Below are 18,903 nucleotides of genomic sequence, written 5' to 3' on the forward strand. Positions count from 1 at the left end.
GTCCATGACCGACCATGAGCAGCTGAGCGCGCTGCCCGAGCAGGGGGTGGCGGCGGAGCGGGTGCTGGCCGAGATCCGCGCCCTGCGGGCGGCCGACCGGCCCACGCACGGGGGCCGGCTGTTCGCGTACGTCTACGACCCCGGGGTGGCCGGGCTGGACGAGCTGGCACAGGCCGCGTACGCCGAGAGCGCCCACGTCAACGGACTCGACCCGACCGCCTTCCCGTCCCTGCTGGCGATGGAGAACGCCCTGGTCGGCGCGGCCGCCCGGCTGCTCGGCGGGGGCCCGGGCACGAGCGCTCCGGACGTGGTCGGCAGCGTCACCAGCGGGGGCACCGAGTCCCTCATCCTGGCCGTGAAGGCGGCCCGGGACGCCCGGCCCGAGCTGGCCGAGCCGCGGATCGTGGTGCCGGCCAGCGGGCACGCCGCCTTCGCCAAGGCGGCCCACTACCTGCGGGTGAAACTGGACCCGGTCGAGGTCGACCCGGTCACCCTGCGCCCCGGGCCGGCGGACGTGGCCGCCGCGATCCGGCCGGAGACCGTGCTGGTCGCCGCCTCCGCCCCGTCGTACGCGCACGGCGTGGTCGACCCGGTCGCGGAGATCGCCGCGCTGGCCGGGGCGGCCGGGGTGCGCTGCCACGTGGACGCCTGCTTCGGCGGCTGGACCCTGCCCTGGCTGCGCCGGCTCGGCGCCCCGGTGCCGGCGTTCGACTTCGCCGTGGCGGGGGTCACCTCGATCTCCGTCGACCTGCACAAGTACGCGTACGCGCCGAAGGGGGTGTCGGTGCTGCTGCACCGGAACCCGGGGCTGCGCGCGCCGCAGTACTTCGCGTACGCCGACTGGCCCGGTTACACGATGGTCAACCCGGTGATCGCCTCGACCCGCTCGGGCGGCCCGATCGCCGCCGCCTACGCCACCCTGCGGCACCTGGGGGAGGACGGCTACCTGCGGCTGGCGGCGCTGACCCGGGACGCGGTGGCCGGGCTGGCCGATGCGGTCCGCGCGGTCGACGGGCTGCGGCTGATGGCCGAGCCGGCGTCGACCGTGGTCTGCTTCACCAGCGACGACCCGGGTCTCGACCTGTTCGTGCTGGTCGACGAGCTGACCGCCCGGGGCTGGCACACCCAGCCGCAGCTCGCGTACGCCGGGCTGCCGGCCAGCGTGCACCTGACGGTGACCGCGGCGGTGGCCCCCCGGGTGGCCGAGTTCGGTCCGGCGCTGGCCGAGGCGGTCGCGGCGGCCCGGGCGGCCGGGCCGGTCGTGCTGCCGCCGGAGCTGCTGGCCCTCGCCGGGAGCCTCACCCCCGAGGCGCTGACCTCCGAGCTGATCGCCGGGCTCGCCGCCGGCCTCGGGCTCGGCGCCGGCCCGGCGCCGGACCGGATGGCGGCGGTGAACACCCTGCTCGACGCCGCCCCGGTGCCGTTGCGGGAGCGCCTGCTGGTGGAGTTCGTCGGGCTGTTGCAACGCCCGACCTGGTGACCGCCGCGACGAGACCGTCGCCCGGCCGGGGCTCCCCGGCCGGGCGACGGTCGTTCAGCTCGCGGTGACGGTGAACGAGGTGGTGTTGTCGGTGGGGTCGACGTCCTGCACGGGCTCGCAGTAGCAGTAGCTGGACGTCACCGTGTACGAGCCGGCACCCAGCTCGCCCGCCGGGGTCTCGGCCGGAGCCCTCAGGATGACGTCGAAGGTCCGCTCCTCACCGGGCATGAACCGGCCGCCCGGCACGCTGAAGCCCAGGTTCCAGCTCGGGGCGTCCTGCGGCTCGATGTGGTCGACGACCACCCCCTCCGGCAGGGTCGCCTCTACGCCGAGGTCGTACGACGGGGCGTCGTTGCCGTACCGGACGGTCAGCGGCATCCGGCCCTGCAGGCTGCCGTCGGCGAGTCGGCTCAGGGCGACGGTGCCGGGCGTGGTGCTGGCCCGGATGTCGCTCTGGGTCGCCTGCACGTACGGCTTGGGCTTCTTCAGGCTGCCGTTGGTCGACCGGAACAGCGTGGTGAAGGCGACGTTGTCGGACAGTTCGCCGCTGCCGACCTCCAGTACGCCGATCTCGCCGCCGGTGGCGATCATGGCGTACTTCTGCGGGGTGGTCCACACGTGGAAGCCCAGCGTGTAGGCCTTGCTCGCGCCCGCAGCGATCTCCTCGCCGGTGCACTGGCTCCGCATCCGGTTCTGCGTCAGGCCCTGGATGGTGCAGCCGAAACCGGGGTCGATCGTCGTGTGCGAGCCTCCCGCCGGTTCGGTGAGGGCCAGCGTCGGGTAGTCGGCGACCGTGCCGTTGTTCGTGACGGTCACGGTGAAGGTGCCGACGTAGCCCTGGTCGGTCGGGTCGAGCACCAACTGCGGTGCCGTGATGGAGAACGTGCCGGTCGCCTCGGCCGGCGCGGCGGCGGCGGGTGCGCCGGCGGCGAGCAGCGCCAGCGCCGAGCCGAGCAGGCCGGCGGCGACCCGGCGTCCGGTGGACAGGGTGATGGACATGAACGATGAACCTTCCCCGTGATTCCCCACGCGCCCTTCTGGCTCGCGGTGAACGAGCAACATAACGAGGCCCGTTCCATCCACGCTGACCCATCGGATGAAACGGGCTTCTCGCCAGGAATGCCGCTCAGCTCGCGTCGACCGCCGTCACCGTGAACGAGGTGGTGTTGTCGGCCGGGTCGACGTCCGGCACCGGGATGCCGGAGAAGTAACCCGCCGTGACCGTGTACGAGCCGGTGCCCAGGTCACCCGCCGGGGTCCCGGCCGGAGCCCGGAGGATGACGTCGAAGGTGCGCTCCTCACCGGGCATGAACCGGTTGCCCGGCACGCTGAACGAGTCCGGGAAGCTCGGCATGTCCTGCGGGTCGGTGCCCCAGACGAGGACGCCCGCCGGCAGGTTCGCGGCCACGTCCACCTGGAACGACGGGGCGTCGTTGCCGTACCGGACGGTAACCGGCATCCGGCCCTGGAGGCTCCCGTCGGCCTGCCGGGTCAGCACCACGGCGTCACCGCGGATCGCCAGGTCCGTCGCGGTGGCCTGCTCGTACGTCCGGGGGTGCCGCAGGCTTCCGGTGGTGGAGGCGAACAGGGTGGTGAACCGGGCGGTGTCCGACGGGCTGGAGGCGCCGGACGGCACCACGGCGATCTGCCCGCCGCGGGCCACCATCGGGTAGTCCCGGGCGGTGGTCCAGACGTGGAAGCCGAGCTGGAACGTCAGGCTCGCCCCGGGCTCGAGCCGGCCGCCGTAGCAGTCGGTGACGAGCCGGTTCTCCACCAGCTCCTGGTAGAGGCAGGGCCCGCCGCCGGGCTCGAAGGTGGTGAACGAGGCCCCGGCCGGCTCGGTGACGAGCAGGTCCACGCTGGTGGCGGTGCGCCCGGGTTGGTCACCGTCGCGGTCAGCGTCCCGACGTACCCCCGGTCGGTCGGGGTCAGGACCAGGCGCTGGGCGGTGACGTCGGGGCCGGCCGCCGTGGCGGTCGCCGCGCTGGCGGGCGCCGCCAGGCCGAGCAGGGCCGCGCTCGCGCCGAGCACCGCGCTGGTGATCCGTGCCGTACGTGTGGTCATTGCTGTTCCTCCCGTGATCCCCGTGGGTGGGCGACGGTGCTTCCGTCCGCCCGGTACCGGGAACACGCCCCGCCGGGGCTGCCCGTTGCGACATCTTTTGTCGTGAATACGACGAGGGCCCGGCTGTTGCCGGGCCCTCGCCTCCGTTTCGTGCGGCGGTCAGCCCACGACGTGCAGGTTCACGAAGTTGTCCCGCAGACGGAGGTCCGTCCAGTACCGCCCCTGCGCGTCGAAGTGGATCACCCGCAGGCTCCGCTGGCCACCCGGCGGCCCGGCCGGATCGACCAGGAACCGGAAGGTGTACGTCCGGCTCCGCCCGACCTGGAGGCCGTCCAGCACGCAGGCGTCGCTCCCGTCCGTCGGTGTCATCCGGCAGCGGGTCAGGTCCCCGCCGGCCGGCTCACCGATCGTGAACTGCTCGCCGAAGCCGACCCCCGGCACGTCGACCGGACCCTTGTTGGTCACCGTCACGGTCACCGACCCGGGCCGTTTCCCGCTGGCGTCGGCCGGGCCGAGGACGAGGTCACCGGCGGTCAGCCTGAGGTCGGTCAGCCGGGGATCCGTCCCGAACTTCGTCGGCCCGGCCGTCTGGCTGAACCGGCTGCCCGTCCAGGTGTACGTCCGCCACTGCCGCTGCGGCCACCACTGGGGGGTGCTGCAACAGGGCTGGATGTCGGCCACGTGCGCCCGGACCGTCCCGTCGGCGGCGACGGAGAAGTCCGTGATGTCGCCCATCCCCTCGCGAACGCCGACCACCTGGCCCAGGGTGACGACCCGTCCGCGCTCGTCCCGGTCGAACGCGACCACCTGCTTCGCCGAGGCCTCGCCGAACCGGCAGGCGATCAGGGCCACCGTCTCGACGGCGCCGTCGCCGTCCAGGTCGCCGTAGCGGGGCTCGCCGAACAGCACCGGCACGGGGTCCGCGATGATCCCCGGTCCCGGGTCGAGCCGGACGTCGTTGACCGTGCAGGATTCCGGGGCGTAGGACGGCCAGTCGGGGAGGTCGACGCGGGCAGCCAGGAGCTGGGCCCGGCTGATCCGGCCGTTCGGGGCGGCCGGGGTGGGGCTGGCCGTGCTCGGCGTCGGCGACGAAGTGGCGGACGGCGTCGGCGACCCGGTCGGCTCCGACGGGGTCGGTTCGACGCTCTCGGTCGGTGCGGGCGACCGACGTTCGTGCAGGGCCGCGTTCGCCGCGACCGGGAGGGCCACCGCGAGCGCCACGACGGCGGCGGTGGTGACCGCGGCCCGCCGGCGGCGCCGGCGTACGGTCCGACGCACCTCGGCCGGCCCGGCCGGCCGCACCTCGGGGCCGTACGCGTCGCGGAACGCGGCGAACTCGCCGCTGACCAGGATGTCGTCAAGCTCAGTCACGGTCGTTCACCTCGTTCGTGCCGACGAGCTGCGCGGCCAGCGCGGCCCGCCCCCGGTGCAGCCAGGACTTGACCGTGCCCTCCGGCACCCCCTCCTGCTCCGCGATCTGCAGGACGGAGAGGTCCGCCAGGTAGTGCAGCACCACCGCGCGGCGCTGGTTGGTCGGAAGCTGGGCGAGGGCGACGTTCAGCGCAACCCGGTCTGGGTCGGGACCCGGCACGTGCTCCTCGCGCTGTCGGTGCAGCCAGGACTGGGCGGTGCGCAGCCGCCGCCAGCGGCTGGTGGCGAGGTTCCAGGCGACCCGGCGTACCCAGGCGACCGGGTCGTCGTAGCGGGATACCCGGGACCAGCGGGCGAACGCCCGGCAGAACGCCTCCTGCACCAGGTCCTGCGCCTGCGGCAGGTCGCCGCAGTACGCGGCGAGCTGGAGGGTCAGCGACCGGAAGTAGGCGTGGTAGAGGCCGTCGAAGTCGATCCCCTCGGCCCGCTCCCGGCGCTCCGGCCGCTGCGCTGTCCCGTCCGGTGGCGGCTCACCGAGCCGCGGTTCCCTCATCACCGTCATCCGGTCCTCCCCGTGCACCGTGGCCGCCCGTGCGGTCCACGTCGGTCACACGTGTCGACGCCGGGCCCGGTTGCGTCGGTTGCCGTCTCCGGCGCTGTGGTTGACTGTCGTATCGGGGACAGGTGAGGGAGGCCCGAGGTGCAGTTGCCGGCCGTGCTCGGCGAGCCGATCCGGTTCGTGCTGAACTGGGGCCGCCGCTACTCGTTGTGGGTGTTCAACTTCGGCCTGGCCTGCTGCGCGATCGAGTTCATCGCCACCAGCATGGGCCGGCACGACTTCATGCGGCTCGGCGTCATCCCCTTCGCGCACGGCCCCCGGCAGGCCGACCTCATGGTGGTCTCCGGCACGGTCACCGACAAGATGGCCCCGGCGGTCAAGCGGCTCTACGACCAGATGCCCGAGCCGAAGTACGTCATCTCCTTCGGCGCCTGTTCCAACTGCGGCGGCCCGTACTGGGACTCGTACTCGGTGACCAAGGGGGTCGACCAGCTCATCCCGGTCGACGTCTACGTGCCGGGCTGCCCGCCCCGCCCGGAGGCGCTGCTGCACGGCATCCTCCGCCTCCAGGAGAAGATCGCCGCCGAGGAGGCCGGCCTCGGCGGGGTCCACCGTCCGGACCGGCTCACCTCGCCGGCCGACGCGGCCCCGCGTCCGGTCGAAGCCCTCACCGCCCCGCCGGTACGTCCGCCGACCGGCTGACCGGTCGGGTGGCGGTCGAGGGCTAGCCTGCGGACCATGACCCAGTCCGCGGACCAGCGCTCCGCCTTCATCATCGACGTGCTGACCGAGGAGTTCGGCGCGTCGATGGCGCTCGACCCGGCCGCCTTCCGCCGCAAGTTCCGCAAGATGGCGGCCTCCCCGTTCGCCTTCTACCGGGGCAGCGCCTCGCTCTTCTACGCCGACCAGCTCGGCGACTTCGCCAGCGACCGGTTCCTCGACGATCGGACCAGCCGGGTGTGGATCCACGGCGACCTGCACGCGGAGAACTTCGGCACCTACATGAACGGCTCCGGGCAGCTCGTCTTCAACGTCAACGACTTCGACGAGGCGTACGTCGGGCCGTTCTCCTGGGACCTGAAGCGCTTTGCGGCCAGCGTGGCGCTGCTCGGCTACGCCAAGGCGCTCTCCGACCGGGCGATCGGCGAGCTGGTGGCCGGCTTCGCCCGCTCGTACCTGACCGAGCTGCGGGCCATCGCCGCGGGCGGCGACGACGCGATCGGCTCGATCACCCTGGAGAACGCGGACGGGATGCTGCGCCGGGTGCTCCAGCAGGCCCGGCTGAACACCCGGGTGGACCTGCTCGCCACCCAGACCACCATCGACAACTACGAGCGCCGCTTCTCCCTCGGCGACGGCGTCTTCGAGATCGACGCCGGGACCCGGGACAAGGTCTGCGCCGCCTTCCACGACTACCTGAACACGCTGCCGACGGCGACCGCCCGGCTGCGTCCGGTGGCCGCCAACATCAAGGACGTGGTGCTGCGCAAGGGCGTCGGCATCGGCTCGGCCGGGCTACCGTCGTACAACCTCCTGCTGGAGGGGCACACCCAGGCGCTGGAGAACGACGTCGTCATCTACATGAAGCAGGCCCAGGTGCCGGCGGTGGCGCGGCACATCGACGACGAGCGGGTCCGGTCGTACTTCCGGCACCAGGGGCACCGGACGGCCGAGTCGCAGCGGGCGTTGCAGGCGCACGCCGACCCGTGGCTGGGCTTCACCGAGCTGGACGGCAGCGGCCAGCTCGTCGCCGAGGTCTCCCCGTACGCGGCCGACCTGGACTGGTCCGACGTGAACGAGCCGGAGCAGCTCAGCGGCGTGCTCACCGACCTCGGCCGGGCGGTGGCCCGGATGCACTCGGTCGCCGACGACGAGTCCAGCCACGACCTGGTGGACTACTCCACGGAGGAGTCGATCGTCGCGGTGGTCGACGCCGACGCAGCCGGCTTCGTCGACTACCTGGTCGACTTCGCGCACGCGTACGGGATCCGGGCCCGCGAGGACCACCAGCTCTTCGTGGACCTGTTCCGCAACGGCCGGCTGCCCGGCATCTGATCCGCGAGCCGGGCGGTCAGGCCTGGAAGTCCAACACCACCTTGATGTCATCCTTCTGGGAGGCGTACGCGTCGGCGTACGCCCCCACCGGCACCCGCCGGGTGATCAGCGAGTTCAGCCAGCCCCGGTCGGCGCGGGCGAGGGCCTCGGCGGCCTGCTCCCAGTGCCGTCGGTTGGCGTTCACCGAGCCGAAGATGACGTTGTTCTCCAGCACCAGGGCCCGGTTGAGCGCGCCCGGGTCGGATTCGATGGTCCGGCCGCCGCTGGACACGCCGGTGAGGCAGACGATGCCGGTCGGTCCGACCTTGTACATCACGGCCATCACCACGACGGGCGCGCCGGTGCACTCCACCACCACGTCCGGCTCGAAGTCGAGCTCGGCCACCTGCGTCGCGTGGTAGGTGGCGCCGAGCGCGCGGACCAGGTCCGGCTTCGGGCCGGCGGTCGCCCGGTCGAGCACGTGCACCGACAGCCCGCGCTGGGTGGCGAGCAGCGCGGCCAGCAGGCCGATCGGCCCGGCCCCGGTGACCAGCACGGTCTGCGGCTTCCACTCGGCGCGGCGGCCGATCCGCTCGATGTGGTCCCAGGCCTTCGCCACCACGCTGGTCGGTTCCAGCAGCATCCCCACCTCGGCGAGGGCCGGGTCCAGGCCGACGGCGAACCTGGGCTGCACCCGCCACCGGTCCCGGGCGAACCCGGGGAGTCCCTTGATGCCGTGCTCCGTGTACAGCCCGTTGCGGCACATGTCCCACTCGTCCACCGCGCAGTTCGTGCAGGGCACCGGGTCGGGATGGCGGACGATGCCGGCGACCAGGTCGCCGGCCTGGAGTGTGCCGGTCGGGTCCTCCAGCACCCGGCCCAGCGCCTCGTGGCCCAGCACCAGCCGTTCCTCGCCGGGCGGCGCCTCCCCGTAGGCCCCGGCGATGATCTCCAGATCGGTGCCGCAGATGCCCACCGCAAGGGCCTCGACCAGGATCGCGCCCTCCTCGGGGGGCGGTTCGGGCCAGTCGGCGATGCAGCGTAGCGAGTTTTGGCTACCGGGAGTGACAGTCACAGCACGCACGGGTATATCTTTCCCTGCCGGACGGCCGCCCGTCCGCAAAGCGGCGGATCCGGCCCCGCCGCGGGCGGCCCGAGGCGGGTCATTGTCGGCAGCCCTAGGATCAGCGGCATGACTCCGGAAGAGGTCGGCCGGCGACTGGTCGCGCTGCTCGCGCCTGATGAGGCCACCGCGTCGGTCTCCGGCGGTCAGGGGTACGCCCGCGCCACGGTGGACGTACCCCCGGCGAGCTGGCGGGACGCGGTGCGCGCGGCCCGCGACGACGCCGAGCTGAGCCTCGACTTCTTCGACTGGCTCTCGGCGGTCGACGAGCTGGCCGACGGCTTCGACGTGGTGGCGCACCTCTGGTCCACCCGGCACCGGCACGGGCTGCTGCTGCGTACCCGGGTGTCCCGGGAGGCGCCGGTGGCGGCGTCGGTGGTCGACCTGTTCCCCGGCGCGGCCTGGCACGAGCGCGAGACCCACGAGATGTTCGGCATCGGGTTCGCCGGGCACGGCGAGCTGCGGCCGCTGCTGCTGCCGCCGGAGTTCGAGGGGCACCCGCTGCGCAAGGAGTTCGTGCTCGCCTCCCGGGTGGCCAAGCCGTGGCCCGGCGCCAAGGAACCGGGCGAGTCGGAGGCCGGCGGCGGCCGGCGGCCGATGCGGCCGCCGGGCGTACCGGCGCCGGGGGAGTGGGGGACGACGCCCACGCCGGCCGGCGCGGCCGGGGTGGGCGAGGGCCCGCGCGGCGGTACGCCCGCCCGGCCGGCCCGGGAACGCCCGGTCCGCGCGGCCCCGGGCGAGCGGCCGGCCCGACCCACGCCGGGTGAACGCCCAGCGCGGCCGGCCGGCGGTGCGGGCGTGGCCCGGCCGACCCCGGGCGAGCGACCGACCGGCCCGGCCCGGCCCGAGCCGGCCGGCGAACCCGAGCGAGCCGTCGGCGAAGCCGGCCCGCCCGGGCGTCCGCTGCCCGGCGAGCGGCCGACCGGGCCGACCCGGCCCGAGCCCGCCGCCGACACCACGCCCGAGGAGGGGGACGCCTGATGCCCGCCTGGTTGGAGCTGGTCCTCCGGGTGGTGGGCGTGCTGGTCGCGTTCCTCACCCTGCCGCTGATCGTGGGCCAGACCGAGCACAAGGTCATGGCGCACATGCAGGGCCGGCTCGGCCCGATGTACGCGGGCGGCTTCCACGGCTGGGCGCAGCTGGTGGCCGACGGGATCAAGTTCGTGCAGAAGGAGGACGTCACCCCGCGCGACGCGGACCGGCCGGTGTTCCGGCTGGCCCCCGCGGTGGCCCTGGTGCCGTACCTGCTCGCCCTGCTGGTGATCCCGCTCGGCCCCGGCGACCTGGTCGGGCAGCCGCTGGACATCGGCCTGTTCTTCGTGCTGGCGGTGGTCGGCATCGGGGTGCTGGCGGTGCTGATGTCGGCCTGGGCCTCGGCCAACAAGTACAGCCTCCTCGGCGGGCTGCGCGGCGCGGCCCAGCTGCTCGGCTACGAGCTGCCGCTGGTGCTGGCGGCGGCGTCGGTGGCGATGGCGGCGGGGACGTTGAGCCTCTCCGGCATCGTCGAGGCGTGGCGGCCGTGGTGGCTGCTCTGGCAGGCGCCGGCCATGGTGGTCTTCTTCGTCGCCGGGCTGGCCGAGATCCGGCGGCCGCCGTTCGACATGCCGGTGGCCGACTCCGAGCTGGTCTTCGGCTACATGACCGAGTACACCGGCCTGCGCTTCGCGTTCTTCCTGCTCGCCGAGTACGTCGGCATCGTGGTGATCGCCGCGCTGACCACGGTGCTCTTCCTCGGCGGCTGGCAGGGCCCGTTCGCCGACGCCCAGCTCGGCTGGCTGTGGACGCTGATCAAGGTGTTCGTCGTCGCGTTCGTGATCATCTGGCTCCGGGTGTCGTACCCCCGCCTGCGCGAGGACCAGCTCCAGCGTCTCTGCTGGCTGGTGCTGGTCCCGCTCGCCCTGGCGCAGCTCGTGCTGACCGCCGCCGTCCGCCTCGCCCTGTAAGGAAGGGCCCCTTCTTAACGCCTCCGGTAGAGAAGGGTGCCCTTCTCACCCACTCAGCCGAGGTCGCGCAGCGGGGTGTGGGCCGGGTCGACGCGTTCGGCGGGCGGGGCCGGCAGCGGGGGCGTGCCGTCGCCGAAGGGGCGGCCGCCCAGCTCCTCGCGGGCGTGCGGGGTGAGCCAGCCTGACAGGTCGGGGCCGAGCGGGACGATACCGGTCGGGTTGATGTCCCGGTGCACCTCGTAGTAGTGCCGCTTGATGTGGTCGAAGTCGATGGTGTCGCCGAAGCCGGGGGTCTGGAACAGGTCCCGGGCGTACGCCCAGAGCACCGGCATCTCGGTGAGCTTCTGCCGGTTGCACTTGAAGTGGCCGTGGTAGACCGGGTCGAAGCGGGCCAGCGTGGTGAAGAGCCGGACGTCCGCCTCGGTGATCGTGTCGCCGACCAGGTAGCGCTGCCCGGCCAGCCGCTCGCTCAGCCAGTCCAGCCGGTCGAAGAGCCGCTGGTACGCCCGCTCGTACGCCTCCTGGCTGCCGGCGAAACCGCACCGGTAGACCCCGTTGTTCACGTCCTTGAACACCACCGCGTTGACCTCGTCGATCTCGCCCCGCAGCCGCTCCGGGTAGAGGTCCGGAGCCCCCGGCCGGTGGTACGCCGTCCACTCCGTCGACAGGTCCAGGCTCATCTGCGCGTAGTCGTTGGTGACCACCTGCCCGGTGGGGACGTCCACGATCGCCGGCACGGTGATGCCCCGGTCGTACCCGGGGAACCGCGTGAAGTACGCCTCGGCCAGCCGCTCGATGCCGAGCACCGGGTCCCGGCCGCCGGGATCCAGGTCGAAGGTCCAGCTCCGCCTGTCGTGGGTCGGGCCGGCCACCGCCATCGAGATGGCCTCCTCCAGCCCGAGCAGGCGGCGGACGATGATCAGGCGGTTCGCCCAGGGGCAGGCCCGGCTCACCGCGAGCCGGTACCGGCCGGGCTCGACCGGCCAGCCGTCCCGTCCGTCCGCGGTGAGCCGGGTGGCGATGTAGCGCTGGTCCCGGGTGAACTCGCCGCCCGGCTCGACGTACTTCCCGCCGGTCCGTCCGAGGATCTCGTCGCCCTTGCCGCCCACGCCGCCTCCCGAGGTTGTCGTCCGGTCCCATCATGGTCGCTCCGGCGGCTCCCGGCAGGCCGGACGGGAGGCCGCCCGGGCTAGGCTGCCGCGGTGACCGATGTGGAGGCGGCGGCCCGACGCTTCATCGCCGACGTGTGGAACGCCGGCCGCGAGGAGAGCGCGTACGAACTGGTCGCCGAGGACTGCCCGGGACTGGGCGGGACCGGGCCGGCGGCCACGCTGGCCTGGCACCGGGACCGGCGGGCGGCCTTCCCCGACCTCCGCTACAAGATCGTCGAGCTGGTGGCGGCCGGCGACCGGGTGGCCGTGCACTGGCGGGCCGCCGGCACCCAGGCCGGCCAGTTCGGCCCGGTGCCGCCGACCGGCCAGGTGGTCAGCTATTCGGGGGCGTCGTTCCTGCGCTTCGACGAGGCCGGCCGGATCGTGGACGTGTGGAGCGTCAACGAGCTGTTCCAACTGCTCCAGCAGCTCGGCGTCGAGATGCTTCCCCCGCCGCCCGCCCTCGACGTCTGACCGCCGGCCGGCCCGGCGGCGGGCGATCGACCGGGTGGTGGTCGCGCGCGTCGGAGGCACAGGGCAGGATGGGCGGCATGAGCGAGCGCAGCGAGCGAATCAGCCAGCTCAGCGCGGAGGTGCCGCACGGCGTCGGTGAGCGAAGCGAGGCGACGGCGTGAGCGAGCGCAGCGAGCGGCCCGGCGAGGGGCTGGTGAAGGGGCTGGCGGTCACGCTCCGGACGATGACCCGCCGCTCGACCACCCAGCAGTATCCGGACGTCGCGCCGGAGCTGCCGCCGCGCTCGCGCGGCGTGATCGCGCTGCTGACGGAGAACTGCACGGTCTGCATGCTCTGCGCGCGGGAATGCCCGGACTGGTGCATCTACATCGACTCGCACAAGGAGGAGGTGGCGGTGCCCGGCGCCGCCCGCCCCCGGCAGCGCAACGTGCTCGACCGCTTCGACATCGACTTCTCGCTCTGCATGTACTGCGGCATCTGCGTCGAGGTTTGCCCCTTCGACGCGCTCTACTGGTCCCCGGAGTTCGAGTACGCCGAGTACGACATCAAAGACCTGCTGCACGACAAGGACCATCTCGGCGAGTGGATGGCCACCGTGCCCCCGCCGCCCGCCCACGACCCGCACGGCGAGCCCGCCAAGGAGGAGACCACCGCCGCCCGCAAGGCCGCGGCTCCCGCTGCCCGTCCGGCCCCGTCCGGCGTACGCCCCGAGCCCGGTGCGGAGCAGGGCGGAGGCACGCCGTCATGACGGGTGCCGACGTGCTGCTGCTCGCCCTCGGTACGGTGGCGGTGGGCGCGGGCGGGCTGGTGGTCGGCACCCGGCACCTGGTCCGGGCCGGCCTCTGGCTGGTGGTCTGCCTGGGCGCGCTGGCCGGGGACTACCTGGTGCTCACCGCCGAGCTGGTGGCCTGGGTGCAGGTGCTGATCTACGTCGGCGCGGTGGTGGTGCTGCTGCTCTTCGCGGTGATGCTGACCCGGGCGCCGATCGGCGCCTCCGACGACCTGGACCGGCCCGGCTGGCCGGCCGCGCTGATCGGTGCCGGCAGCGGGCTCGGCCTCGCGGTGCTGCTGGTCGACGCGTTCCGCTGGACCCGGGTCGACCTGCCCGCCGCCGGCACCGCCGAACGCCTCGGCGAGCAGGTGTTCCGCTCCTGGGTGCTGCCGTTCGAGGTGCTCTCGGTGCTGCTCCTCGCCGCCCTGGTCGGCGCGATCGTGCTGTCCCGCCCCGAGATCGGCCGCTCCCAGCCGACGGCGGCCGGTACGCCGGCCGGTCCCGGTCGGCCGGTCACCGGTCCCCACACCGCACCGGCCACCGTGGCCGCCTCGGCCGACGAGGGCGGACGCCCGTGAGGCCGGTCATCCCGTACGTCACCGCGGCGCTGCTGTTCGGCCTGGGCGTCTACGGCGTGCTGCGCCGCCGCAACGCCGTCCTGGTGCTGATGGCCGTCGAGCTGATGCTGAACGCGGTCAACCTGATCCTGGTCGCCGCCGACACCACCGTGCGGGCCCAGCTCCCGCACTCCGGCCAGGTCTTCGCGCTCTTCGTGATCGTGCTGGCGGCCGCCGAGATCGGGGTCGGGCTGGCCATCGTGCTCCAGCTCTACCGGCTGCGGGCCAGCGTCACCGTGGACGACGTGCCGCTGAGCGAGCCGGCGCCGGTCGGCGTGGGCGCCGGGGACGGGCCGTCGCGCCCCGGCGGGCCGGAGGGGGAGAAGTGACCGGACTGCTCGCGGCGGCGCTGCCGGGCGTACCCCTGCTCGTGGGTCTGGTCGGGTTGCTGCTGCTGCCGCCGTCGCCGCGCGGCGCGTCGACCGGCGAGGACCGGGCCCGGCGGGCGGCGATCGCGCTCGGCGTGGCCGGCGCGGCGGTGGCCCTGGTCGTCGCGGTGACGCTGCTGGTCCGGGTGGACCGTCCGGTCGAGGGCGGCACCACCTGGGTCGACCTCGGCGGGCTGACGGTCACCCTCGGCTACCGGCTGGACGGGGTGGCCGTGCTGGTGGCCACCGCGGTCGCCGCCGTGGCCCTGGCCGTCCAGGTCTACTCGATCGGCTACCTGCGGCGGGGCCCGCACGACGACGTCGAGGTCGACCACCGCTACCCGCCCTATGCGGCCCAGATCAGCCTCTTCACCGCCGCGATGCTGACCGTGGTGGTCTCCGGCGACCTGATCCTGCTGCTGGTCGGCTGGGAGGTGATGGGCATCTGCTCCTACCTGCTCATCGCCCACGACCGCCGGCTGCCCGAGGCGCCGGCCGCCGCGGTGAAGGCGTTCCTGGTGACCCGGGTCGGCGACGTCGGCTTCCTGCTCGGCATCGCGCTGCTCGGCGTCGGCGCGGGCAGTTTCAAGATCGCCGACGTGCTCGCCCACCACTGGTCCACCGGCACCCTCACCGCCGCCTGCCTGCTGCTGCTCGCCGGGGTCGCGGGCAAGAGCGCCCAGTTCCCGCTGCACACCTGGCTGCCGGACGCGATGGCCGGCCCGACCCCGATCTCCGCGCTGATCCACGCGGCCACCATGGTCGCCGCCGGGGTGTACGCGGTGGCCCGGCTCTTCCCGCTCTTCGCGCAGGCCCCGGCCGCCCTCGCCGTGCTCGGGGTGATGGCGGCGGTCACCCTGCTGCTGGGCGCGTTCGCCGCCACCGCGCAGGACGACATCAAGCGGGTGCTGGCCTGGTCGACGGTCTCCCAGATCGGCTACATGACCGGCGCGCTGGCCGTCGGGGCGCCCGCCGCGGCGCTGTTCCATCTGCTCACCCACGCCGCGTTCAAGGCGCTGCTCTTCCTCGCCGCCGGCGCGGTGATCCGCGCCGTCGGCACCACCCTGATGTCCCGGATGGGTGGCCTACGGACCAGCATGCCGGTGACCTTCTGGTGCATGGTGGTCGGCCTCGGCGCGCTCGCCGGGGTGCCGCCGCTCTCCGGCTTCTGGAGTAAGGACGGGGTGCTGGCCGCCGCCGAGGCCGCCGCGCTGGACGGTGCCGGCTCCGCCCCGGCCTGGGTGGGCTGGCTGGTCTGGCTGGCCGGGCTGCTCGGCGTCGCGGTCACCGCCTGGTACGCGACCCGCCTGCTGCTGCGCACCTTCCTCGGCGCCCCCCGCAGCCCACTGGTCCACCCGCACGACCCGCCGGCGGTGCTGCGCTGGCCGGTGCTGCTGCTCGCGGTCCCCGCCGCGCTGCTCGGCCTGGCCGCCTTCGCGCCGTGGTTCGCCGACCGCCTCCGGGTGCCGGCCGACGACACCGGGGCGGCCGTCGAACTGGTCCACCTCGCGCCGAACGTGCTGCTCCCGCTGCTGTTGCTGCTGGTCGGGGCGGGGGTCGCCGGGTTCCGCTGGCGCCGCGACCCGGCCGCCGACCCGGCCCGCTTCCTGGGTCCGCTGCGGCCGGTCTTCGCCCGGGCGTTCCGGCTCGACGACGTCCAGCACGCCCTCGTCGTACGCCCGACCACGGCGCTCGCCCGGGCCGTGCGTACCGGTGACGAGCTGGGGGTGGACGGCCTGGTCGAGGGGAGCGGGCGCGCGGCGGTGGGCCTGGGCGGCGGGCTGGCCGCGCTGCACCGGGCGGCGCTGCCGCGCGCGGCGGCCGCGGTGCTGGCCGGCGCGCTGCTGATCGGCCTCGCCGCCGCCCTGATCGGAGCGTGGTCATGAGCTTCGGACAGTTCCTGCTGGTCGCCGCCCTCGCGCTGCCCGCGCTGGGCGCGGTCGCGACCGCCGCCACTCCGGGCGACCGGGCCGGGCGCCTGGTCGGCACGGTCGCCGCCGGGCTGACCCTGCTCGCCACCCTGCCGCTGGTCGGCGGCGACCACGGCTGGTTCGGCTACGGGCCGCGGCCGGCCGTGCAGCCCTGGCACCAGGTCGACCTGCCCTGGGCGCCCGGCCTGGACCTCCGCTTCCACCTGGGCGTGGATGGCATCTCCTGGCCGCTGGTGGCGTTGACGGCGCTGCTCACCCTGCTCTGCTGCGGGTACACGTTGTGGCGGGTGCCGGACGGCGGCGGCAGCGGAAAGGCCCTGGTCGCGCTGCTGCTGGTGGTCGAGGTGGGCATCCTGGGCACCTTCCTCGCCCTCGACCTGGTCCTCTTCTTCCTCTTCTTCGAGGTCGTCCTGCTGCCGATGTACGCGATCATCGCCGGCTGGGGCGGCGCGGACCGGCGGCGGGCGGCCCGGAAGTTCACCCTCTACACCCTGCTCGGCTCGGTGCTGCTGCTGGTCGGCGTCTACCTGGTGGTCGCCGCCGCGGGCACCGCCGACCTGGTGGCGCTGACCGGCGGCGCCGGGCTGTCCCGGGGCACCCAGCTCGCCGCGTTCACCCTGCTGGCGCTGGCCTTCGCGGTGAAGAGCCCGCTCTGGCCGCTGCACTCCTGGCTGCCCGACGCGCACACCCAGGCACCCACCGTCGGCAGCGTGATCCTCGCCGGGGTGCTGCTCAAGATGGGCACGTACGGCCTGATCCGGGTGGCCGTCGGGGTGGCCCCGGAGGGCGCCCGCTGGGCCGCCCCGGTGCTCGGGGTGCTCGCCGTCGCGGCGATCCTGGTCGGCGCACTGGTCTGCCTGGCGCAGGACGAGCTGAAGCGGCTGATCGCGTACTCCAGCGTCGGGCACATGGGTTTCGTGCTGCTCGGGGTCGCCACGCTCACCGCCACCGGCCTGCAGGCCGCGCTGATCGGCAACATCGCGCACGGCGTGATCACCGGGCTGCTCTTCTTCCTGGCCGGGGCGGTCAAGGACCGGACCGGCACCGGCTCGCTCACCGAACTGTCCGGGCTGCGGGAGACCGCGCCCCGGCTGGCCGGGCTGCTCGGCTTCGCGGCGATCGCCTCGCTCGGGTTGCCCGGGCTGGCCGGCTTCTGGGGCGAGGCGTTCGCCGTGATCGCCGCCGTCCGGCGGGGCGGCGGGTTGTGGACCACCCTCGCGGTGCTGGCCGCGCTCGGCGGCGCGCTGACCGCGGCGTACTTCCTGCGGCTGCTGCGCCGGGTCACCCACGGCCGGCCCAGCGCGGCGGTCGGGCGGCTCGCGCCGGGGCTGGCCGGGGTGGAGCTGACCGCCTGGGCGCCGCTCGTGCTGCTCGCGCTCGCCGTGGGCCTGGTTCCGGCCCTCGTCCTGTCCTACGCCTCCGGTCCGGTTGAGGCCCTGGTGGGAGTGGTCACCAAATGAACCTGGTGCAGAGCGTGGACCACGTGGCGTTGCTGCCGGCCTACCTGGCCGGCGGCACGGCCGTACTGGTGCTCCTGGCCGACCTGCTGGTGGCCCGGGTCGCGGTCACGGTGACCACGGCCGCGACCGGCTGGGCGGCCACCGCGCTCGGCGCGGCCCTGGTCGGCGCGGGCGGCGAACGGCGCACCTTCTGCGTCGGCGCCGACTGCTCGTGGCAGTACGGCGGCCGGGCGGCTCTCGTCGCGGTCGTCTTCGCCCTGCTCACCCTCGGCGTGCTGGCGCTGTCCGGTCCGCTGCTGCAGGCCGGCCGGACGCCGGTGGGGGAATACTGCTTCCTGCTCGCCTGCGCGCTCACCGGCGGCGTGGTGCTCGGCGCGGCCGGCGACCTGATCACCCTGGTGGTGGCGCTGGAGACGCTCACCCTGCCGCTGTACATCCTGGTCGGGTTGCGCCGGGGCAGCGTGGCCGGCGCCGAGGCGGCGCTGACCTTCTTCGTGGTGAGCGTGGTGGCGACGACGCTGACCCTGCTCGGCGCGGCGCTGCTCTACGCGGTTACCGGCGGCCTGCACCTGGACCGGCTCGGCGCCGCCTTCGCCGACCGGGAGAGCCTGCTCGACCTGCCGCTCACCACGGTCGCCGTGGCGCTGGTGGTGGCCGGGCTCGCGTTCAAGGTCGCCGCGGTGCCGTTCCATGCCTGGGCCCCGGCCACCTACGACGGCGCGCCGTTGCCGGTGGCCGCGTACCTGTCGACCGCGTCGAAGCTGGGCGGGGTGGTGGCCCTGCTCGCGGTGGTGCAGCGCGCGCTGCCGGCCGGCGTCAGCGGGCCGGTGCTGGCGCTCCTGGCCGTGCTCACCATGACCGTCGGCAACCTGGTGGCACTGCGGCAGCGGCGCACGGTCCGGCTGCTCGCCTGGTCCTCGGTGGCCCAGGCCGGCTACATCCTGGCCCCGCTGGGCGCGTTGGCGCTGGCCGGCGGGCGGACCGCCGACGCCCGGGCCACGGCCTACGCGGCGGCCGTCGCGTACGCCGTCTTCTTCGTGCTGCTGGAGCTGGCCGCCTTCGCCGCGGTGGTGGCGCTGCGGCCGGCGGAGGGGGACGGCGGCACCCTGGCCGACCTGAGCGGGGCGGCCCGCCGGCACCCGTGGGTGGGCGGCGCCTTCGCGCTCGCCCTGATCGGGCTGGCCGGGCTGCCGCCCGGCCTGGCCGGGCTCTTCGCCAAGGTCACCGTGGTGCGCGCGCTGCTGGCCGGACACGCCGGCTGGCTCGCCCTGGTGGTGGCGGTGAACGCGGTCCTCGGCCTGGCCTACTACCTGCGCCTGGCCGCCACCCTCTACGCCGCGCCCGGCCCGGTGACCGCCCGGCCGACCCGGGTGGTGGCCGTGGCCCTCGGGGTGGCCACCGCGCTGGCCGTGGTGGTCGGCTTCGCTCCGCAGCTCGTGCTCGACGTGGCCGGCCGCTGAACCGGGCGTTTCGTCCCGCGGTGGGCAGTCGGCACAGCCGATGCACAGAAATCCTCAGTCAACTCTCAGCCATGAGCAGGATGGTTGACGGGTACC

Annotated in this window: 17 protein-coding genes and 1 pseudogene; 12 read left to right on the top strand and 6 right to left on the bottom strand. The window is 74.2% G+C overall.

What is annotated here, in order from left to right; translation table 11 throughout:
* Nucleotides 1-4: 4 nt before the first annotated feature.
* A complete protein-coding gene (locus Q2K19_RS14400) occupies nucleotides 5-1,480 on the top strand; it encodes a pyridoxal phosphate-dependent decarboxylase family protein (RefSeq protein ID WP_302771413.1) in 1,476 nt (491 codons plus the stop codon).
* Nucleotides 1,481-1,534: 54 nt separating this feature from the next.
* On the opposite strand, the gene Q2K19_RS14405 is transcribed toward Q2K19_RS14400, so the two are convergent.
* The 4 genes from Q2K19_RS14405 to Q2K19_RS14420 all read right to left on the bottom strand — a co-directional run bounded on the left by Q2K19_RS14405 (nucleotide 1,535) and on the right by Q2K19_RS14420 (nucleotide 5,477).
* A complete protein-coding gene (locus tag Q2K19_RS14405; RefSeq protein ID WP_302771415.1) occupies nucleotides 1,535-2,479 on the bottom strand; it encodes a hypothetical protein in 945 nt (314 codons plus the stop codon).
* A 127-nt stretch (nucleotides 2,480-2,606) separates the two neighbouring features.
* Nucleotides 2,607-3,338, bottom strand: coding sequence for a hypothetical protein (locus Q2K19_RS14410; RefSeq protein WP_302771417.1), 732 nt, complete (start codon nucleotides 3,336-3,338; stop codon nucleotides 2,607-2,609).
* Nucleotides 3,339-3,703: 365 nt separating this feature from the next.
* Complete coding sequence (locus Q2K19_RS14415; protein WP_302771419.1) at nucleotides 3,704-4,915, bottom strand: hypothetical protein; 1,212 nt, start codon at nucleotides 4,913-4,915, stop codon at nucleotides 3,704-3,706.
* On the bottom strand, nucleotides 4,908-5,477 hold the full coding sequence (locus Q2K19_RS14420) for a SigE family RNA polymerase sigma factor (RefSeq protein WP_302771421.1): 570 nt from the start codon (nucleotides 5,475-5,477) through the stop codon (nucleotides 4,908-4,910). Before Q2K19_RS14420 ends, Q2K19_RS14415 begins: the two co-directional genes overlap by 8 nt.
* Before the next feature lie 138 nt (nucleotides 5,478-5,615).
* Here Q2K19_RS14420 and Q2K19_RS14425 point away from each other — a divergent pair, with 138 nt between their 5' ends.
* Both Q2K19_RS14425 and Q2K19_RS14430 read left to right on the top strand, forming a co-directional pair.
* Nucleotides 5,616-6,176: an NADH-quinone oxidoreductase subunit B gene (locus Q2K19_RS14425; RefSeq protein WP_302771423.1), complete on the top strand. Its 561-nt coding sequence runs from the start codon at nucleotides 5,616-5,618 to the stop codon at nucleotides 6,174-6,176.
* 36 nt (nucleotides 6,177-6,212) lie between these two features.
* Nucleotides 6,213-7,529 (top strand): DUF2252 domain-containing protein, encoded by a 1,317-nt coding sequence (locus Q2K19_RS14430; protein WP_302771425.1) that lies wholly within the window; start codon nucleotides 6,213-6,215, stop codon nucleotides 7,527-7,529.
* 16 nt (nucleotides 7,530-7,545) lie between these two features.
* Here Q2K19_RS14430 and Q2K19_RS14435 read toward each other — a convergent pair whose 3' ends face one another.
* Entirely contained in the window at nucleotides 7,546-8,592 is a 1,047-nt protein-coding gene (locus Q2K19_RS14435; protein WP_302771427.1) for a glucose 1-dehydrogenase, read from the bottom strand.
* 108 nt (nucleotides 8,593-8,700) lie between these two features.
* Here Q2K19_RS14435 and Q2K19_RS14440 point away from each other — a divergent pair.
* Nucleotides 8,701-9,297: pseudogene (locus tag Q2K19_RS14440) on the top strand (NADH-quinone oxidoreductase subunit C); the annotation flags it as partial.
* Nucleotides 9,298-9,611: 314 nt separating this feature from the next.
* Nucleotides 9,612-10,574 (top strand): NADH-quinone oxidoreductase subunit NuoH, encoded by a 963-nt coding sequence (gene nuoH, locus Q2K19_RS14445; protein WP_302771429.1) that lies wholly within the window; start codon nucleotides 9,612-9,614, stop codon nucleotides 10,572-10,574.
* A 53-nt stretch (nucleotides 10,575-10,627) separates the two neighbouring features.
* Here the strand turns inward: nuoH and Q2K19_RS14450 are convergent, their stop codons facing one another.
* Nucleotides 10,628-11,683 carry a glutathione S-transferase family protein gene (locus Q2K19_RS14450; protein WP_302771431.1) on the bottom strand — a complete coding sequence of 352 codons (1,056 nt, stop codon included), beginning with the start codon at nucleotides 11,681-11,683 and terminating at the stop codon, nucleotides 10,628-10,630.
* A gap of 93 nt (nucleotides 11,684-11,776) precedes the next feature.
* On the opposite strand from Q2K19_RS14450, the gene Q2K19_RS14455 reads away from it, so the two are divergent.
* From Q2K19_RS14455 to Q2K19_RS14485, 7 genes are all read left to right on the top strand, one after another.
* Nucleotides 11,777-12,199 carry an ester cyclase gene (locus Q2K19_RS14455; protein ID WP_302771432.1) on the top strand — a complete coding sequence of 141 codons (423 nt, stop codon included), beginning with the start codon at nucleotides 11,777-11,779 and terminating at the stop codon, nucleotides 12,197-12,199.
* Nucleotides 12,200-12,356: 157 nt separating this feature from the next.
* On the top strand, nucleotides 12,357-12,947 hold the full coding sequence (locus Q2K19_RS14460; RefSeq protein ID WP_302771434.1) for a NuoI/complex I 23 kDa subunit family protein: 591 nt from the start codon (nucleotides 12,357-12,359) through the stop codon (nucleotides 12,945-12,947).
* The gene (locus Q2K19_RS14465) at nucleotides 12,944-13,549 is read left to right on the top strand and encodes an NADH-quinone oxidoreductase subunit J family protein (protein ID WP_302771436.1); all 606 of its coding nucleotides are present in this window, start codon (nucleotides 12,944-12,946) and stop codon (nucleotides 13,547-13,549) included. The genes Q2K19_RS14460 and Q2K19_RS14465 overlap by 4 nt, the downstream gene beginning before the upstream one ends.
* The gene (gene nuoK, locus Q2K19_RS14470; RefSeq protein WP_302771437.1) at nucleotides 13,546-13,917 is read left to right on the top strand and encodes an NADH-quinone oxidoreductase subunit NuoK; all 372 of its coding nucleotides are present in this window, start codon (nucleotides 13,546-13,548) and stop codon (nucleotides 13,915-13,917) included. Before Q2K19_RS14465 ends, nuoK begins: the two co-directional genes overlap by 4 nt.
* On the top strand, nucleotides 13,914-15,842 hold the full coding sequence (locus tag Q2K19_RS14475) for an NADH-quinone oxidoreductase subunit 5 family protein (RefSeq protein WP_302771438.1): 1,929 nt from the start codon (nucleotides 13,914-13,916) through the stop codon (nucleotides 15,840-15,842). The genes nuoK and Q2K19_RS14475 overlap by 4 nt, the downstream gene beginning before the upstream one ends.
* A complete protein-coding gene (locus Q2K19_RS14480) occupies nucleotides 15,839-17,347 on the top strand; it encodes a complex I subunit 4 family protein (protein ID WP_302771440.1) in 1,509 nt (502 codons plus the stop codon). The genes Q2K19_RS14475 and Q2K19_RS14480 overlap by 4 nt, the downstream gene beginning before the upstream one ends.
* Entirely contained in the window at nucleotides 17,344-18,807 is a 1,464-nt protein-coding gene (locus Q2K19_RS14485; RefSeq protein WP_302771442.1) for an NADH-quinone oxidoreductase subunit N, read from the top strand. Before Q2K19_RS14480 ends, Q2K19_RS14485 begins: the two co-directional genes overlap by 4 nt.
* Nucleotides 18,808-18,903 lie beyond the last annotated feature (96 nt).

Origin of the sequence: Micromonospora sp. NBRC 110009, from assembly GCF_030518795.1 — a bacterium.
Taxonomy (GTDB): Bacteria; Actinomycetota; Actinomycetes; order Mycobacteriales; family Micromonosporaceae; genus Micromonospora.

Excerpts from the sequence above, each read along its gene's own strand:
- Q2K19_RS14400 (WP_302771413.1), top strand. The coding sequence starts at position 5 with ATGACCGACCATGAGCAGCTGAGCGCGCTGCCCGAGCAGGGGGTGGCG.
- Q2K19_RS14405 (WP_302771415.1), bottom strand. The coding sequence starts at position 2,479 with ATGTCCATCACCCTGTCCACCGGACGCCGGGTCGCCGCCGGCCTGCTC.
- Q2K19_RS14420 (WP_302771421.1), bottom strand. The coding sequence starts at position 5,477 with ATGACGGTGATGAGGGAACCGCGGCTCGGTGAGCCGCCACCGGACGGG.
- Q2K19_RS14430 (WP_302771425.1), top strand. The coding sequence starts at position 6,213 with ATGACCCAGTCCGCGGACCAGCGCTCCGCCTTCATCATCGACGTGCTG.
- nuoH (WP_302771429.1), top strand. The coding sequence starts at position 9,612 with ATGCCCGCCTGGTTGGAGCTGGTCCTCCGGGTGGTGGGCGTGCTGGTC.
- Q2K19_RS14465 (WP_302771436.1), top strand. The coding sequence starts at position 12,944 with ATGACGGGTGCCGACGTGCTGCTGCTCGCCCTCGGTACGGTGGCGGTG.
- Q2K19_RS14480 (WP_302771440.1), top strand. The coding sequence starts at position 15,839 with ATGAGCTTCGGACAGTTCCTGCTGGTCGCCGCCCTCGCGCTGCCCGCG.
- Q2K19_RS14485 (WP_302771442.1), top strand. The coding sequence starts at position 17,344 with ATGAACCTGGTGCAGAGCGTGGACCACGTGGCGTTGCTGCCGGCCTAC.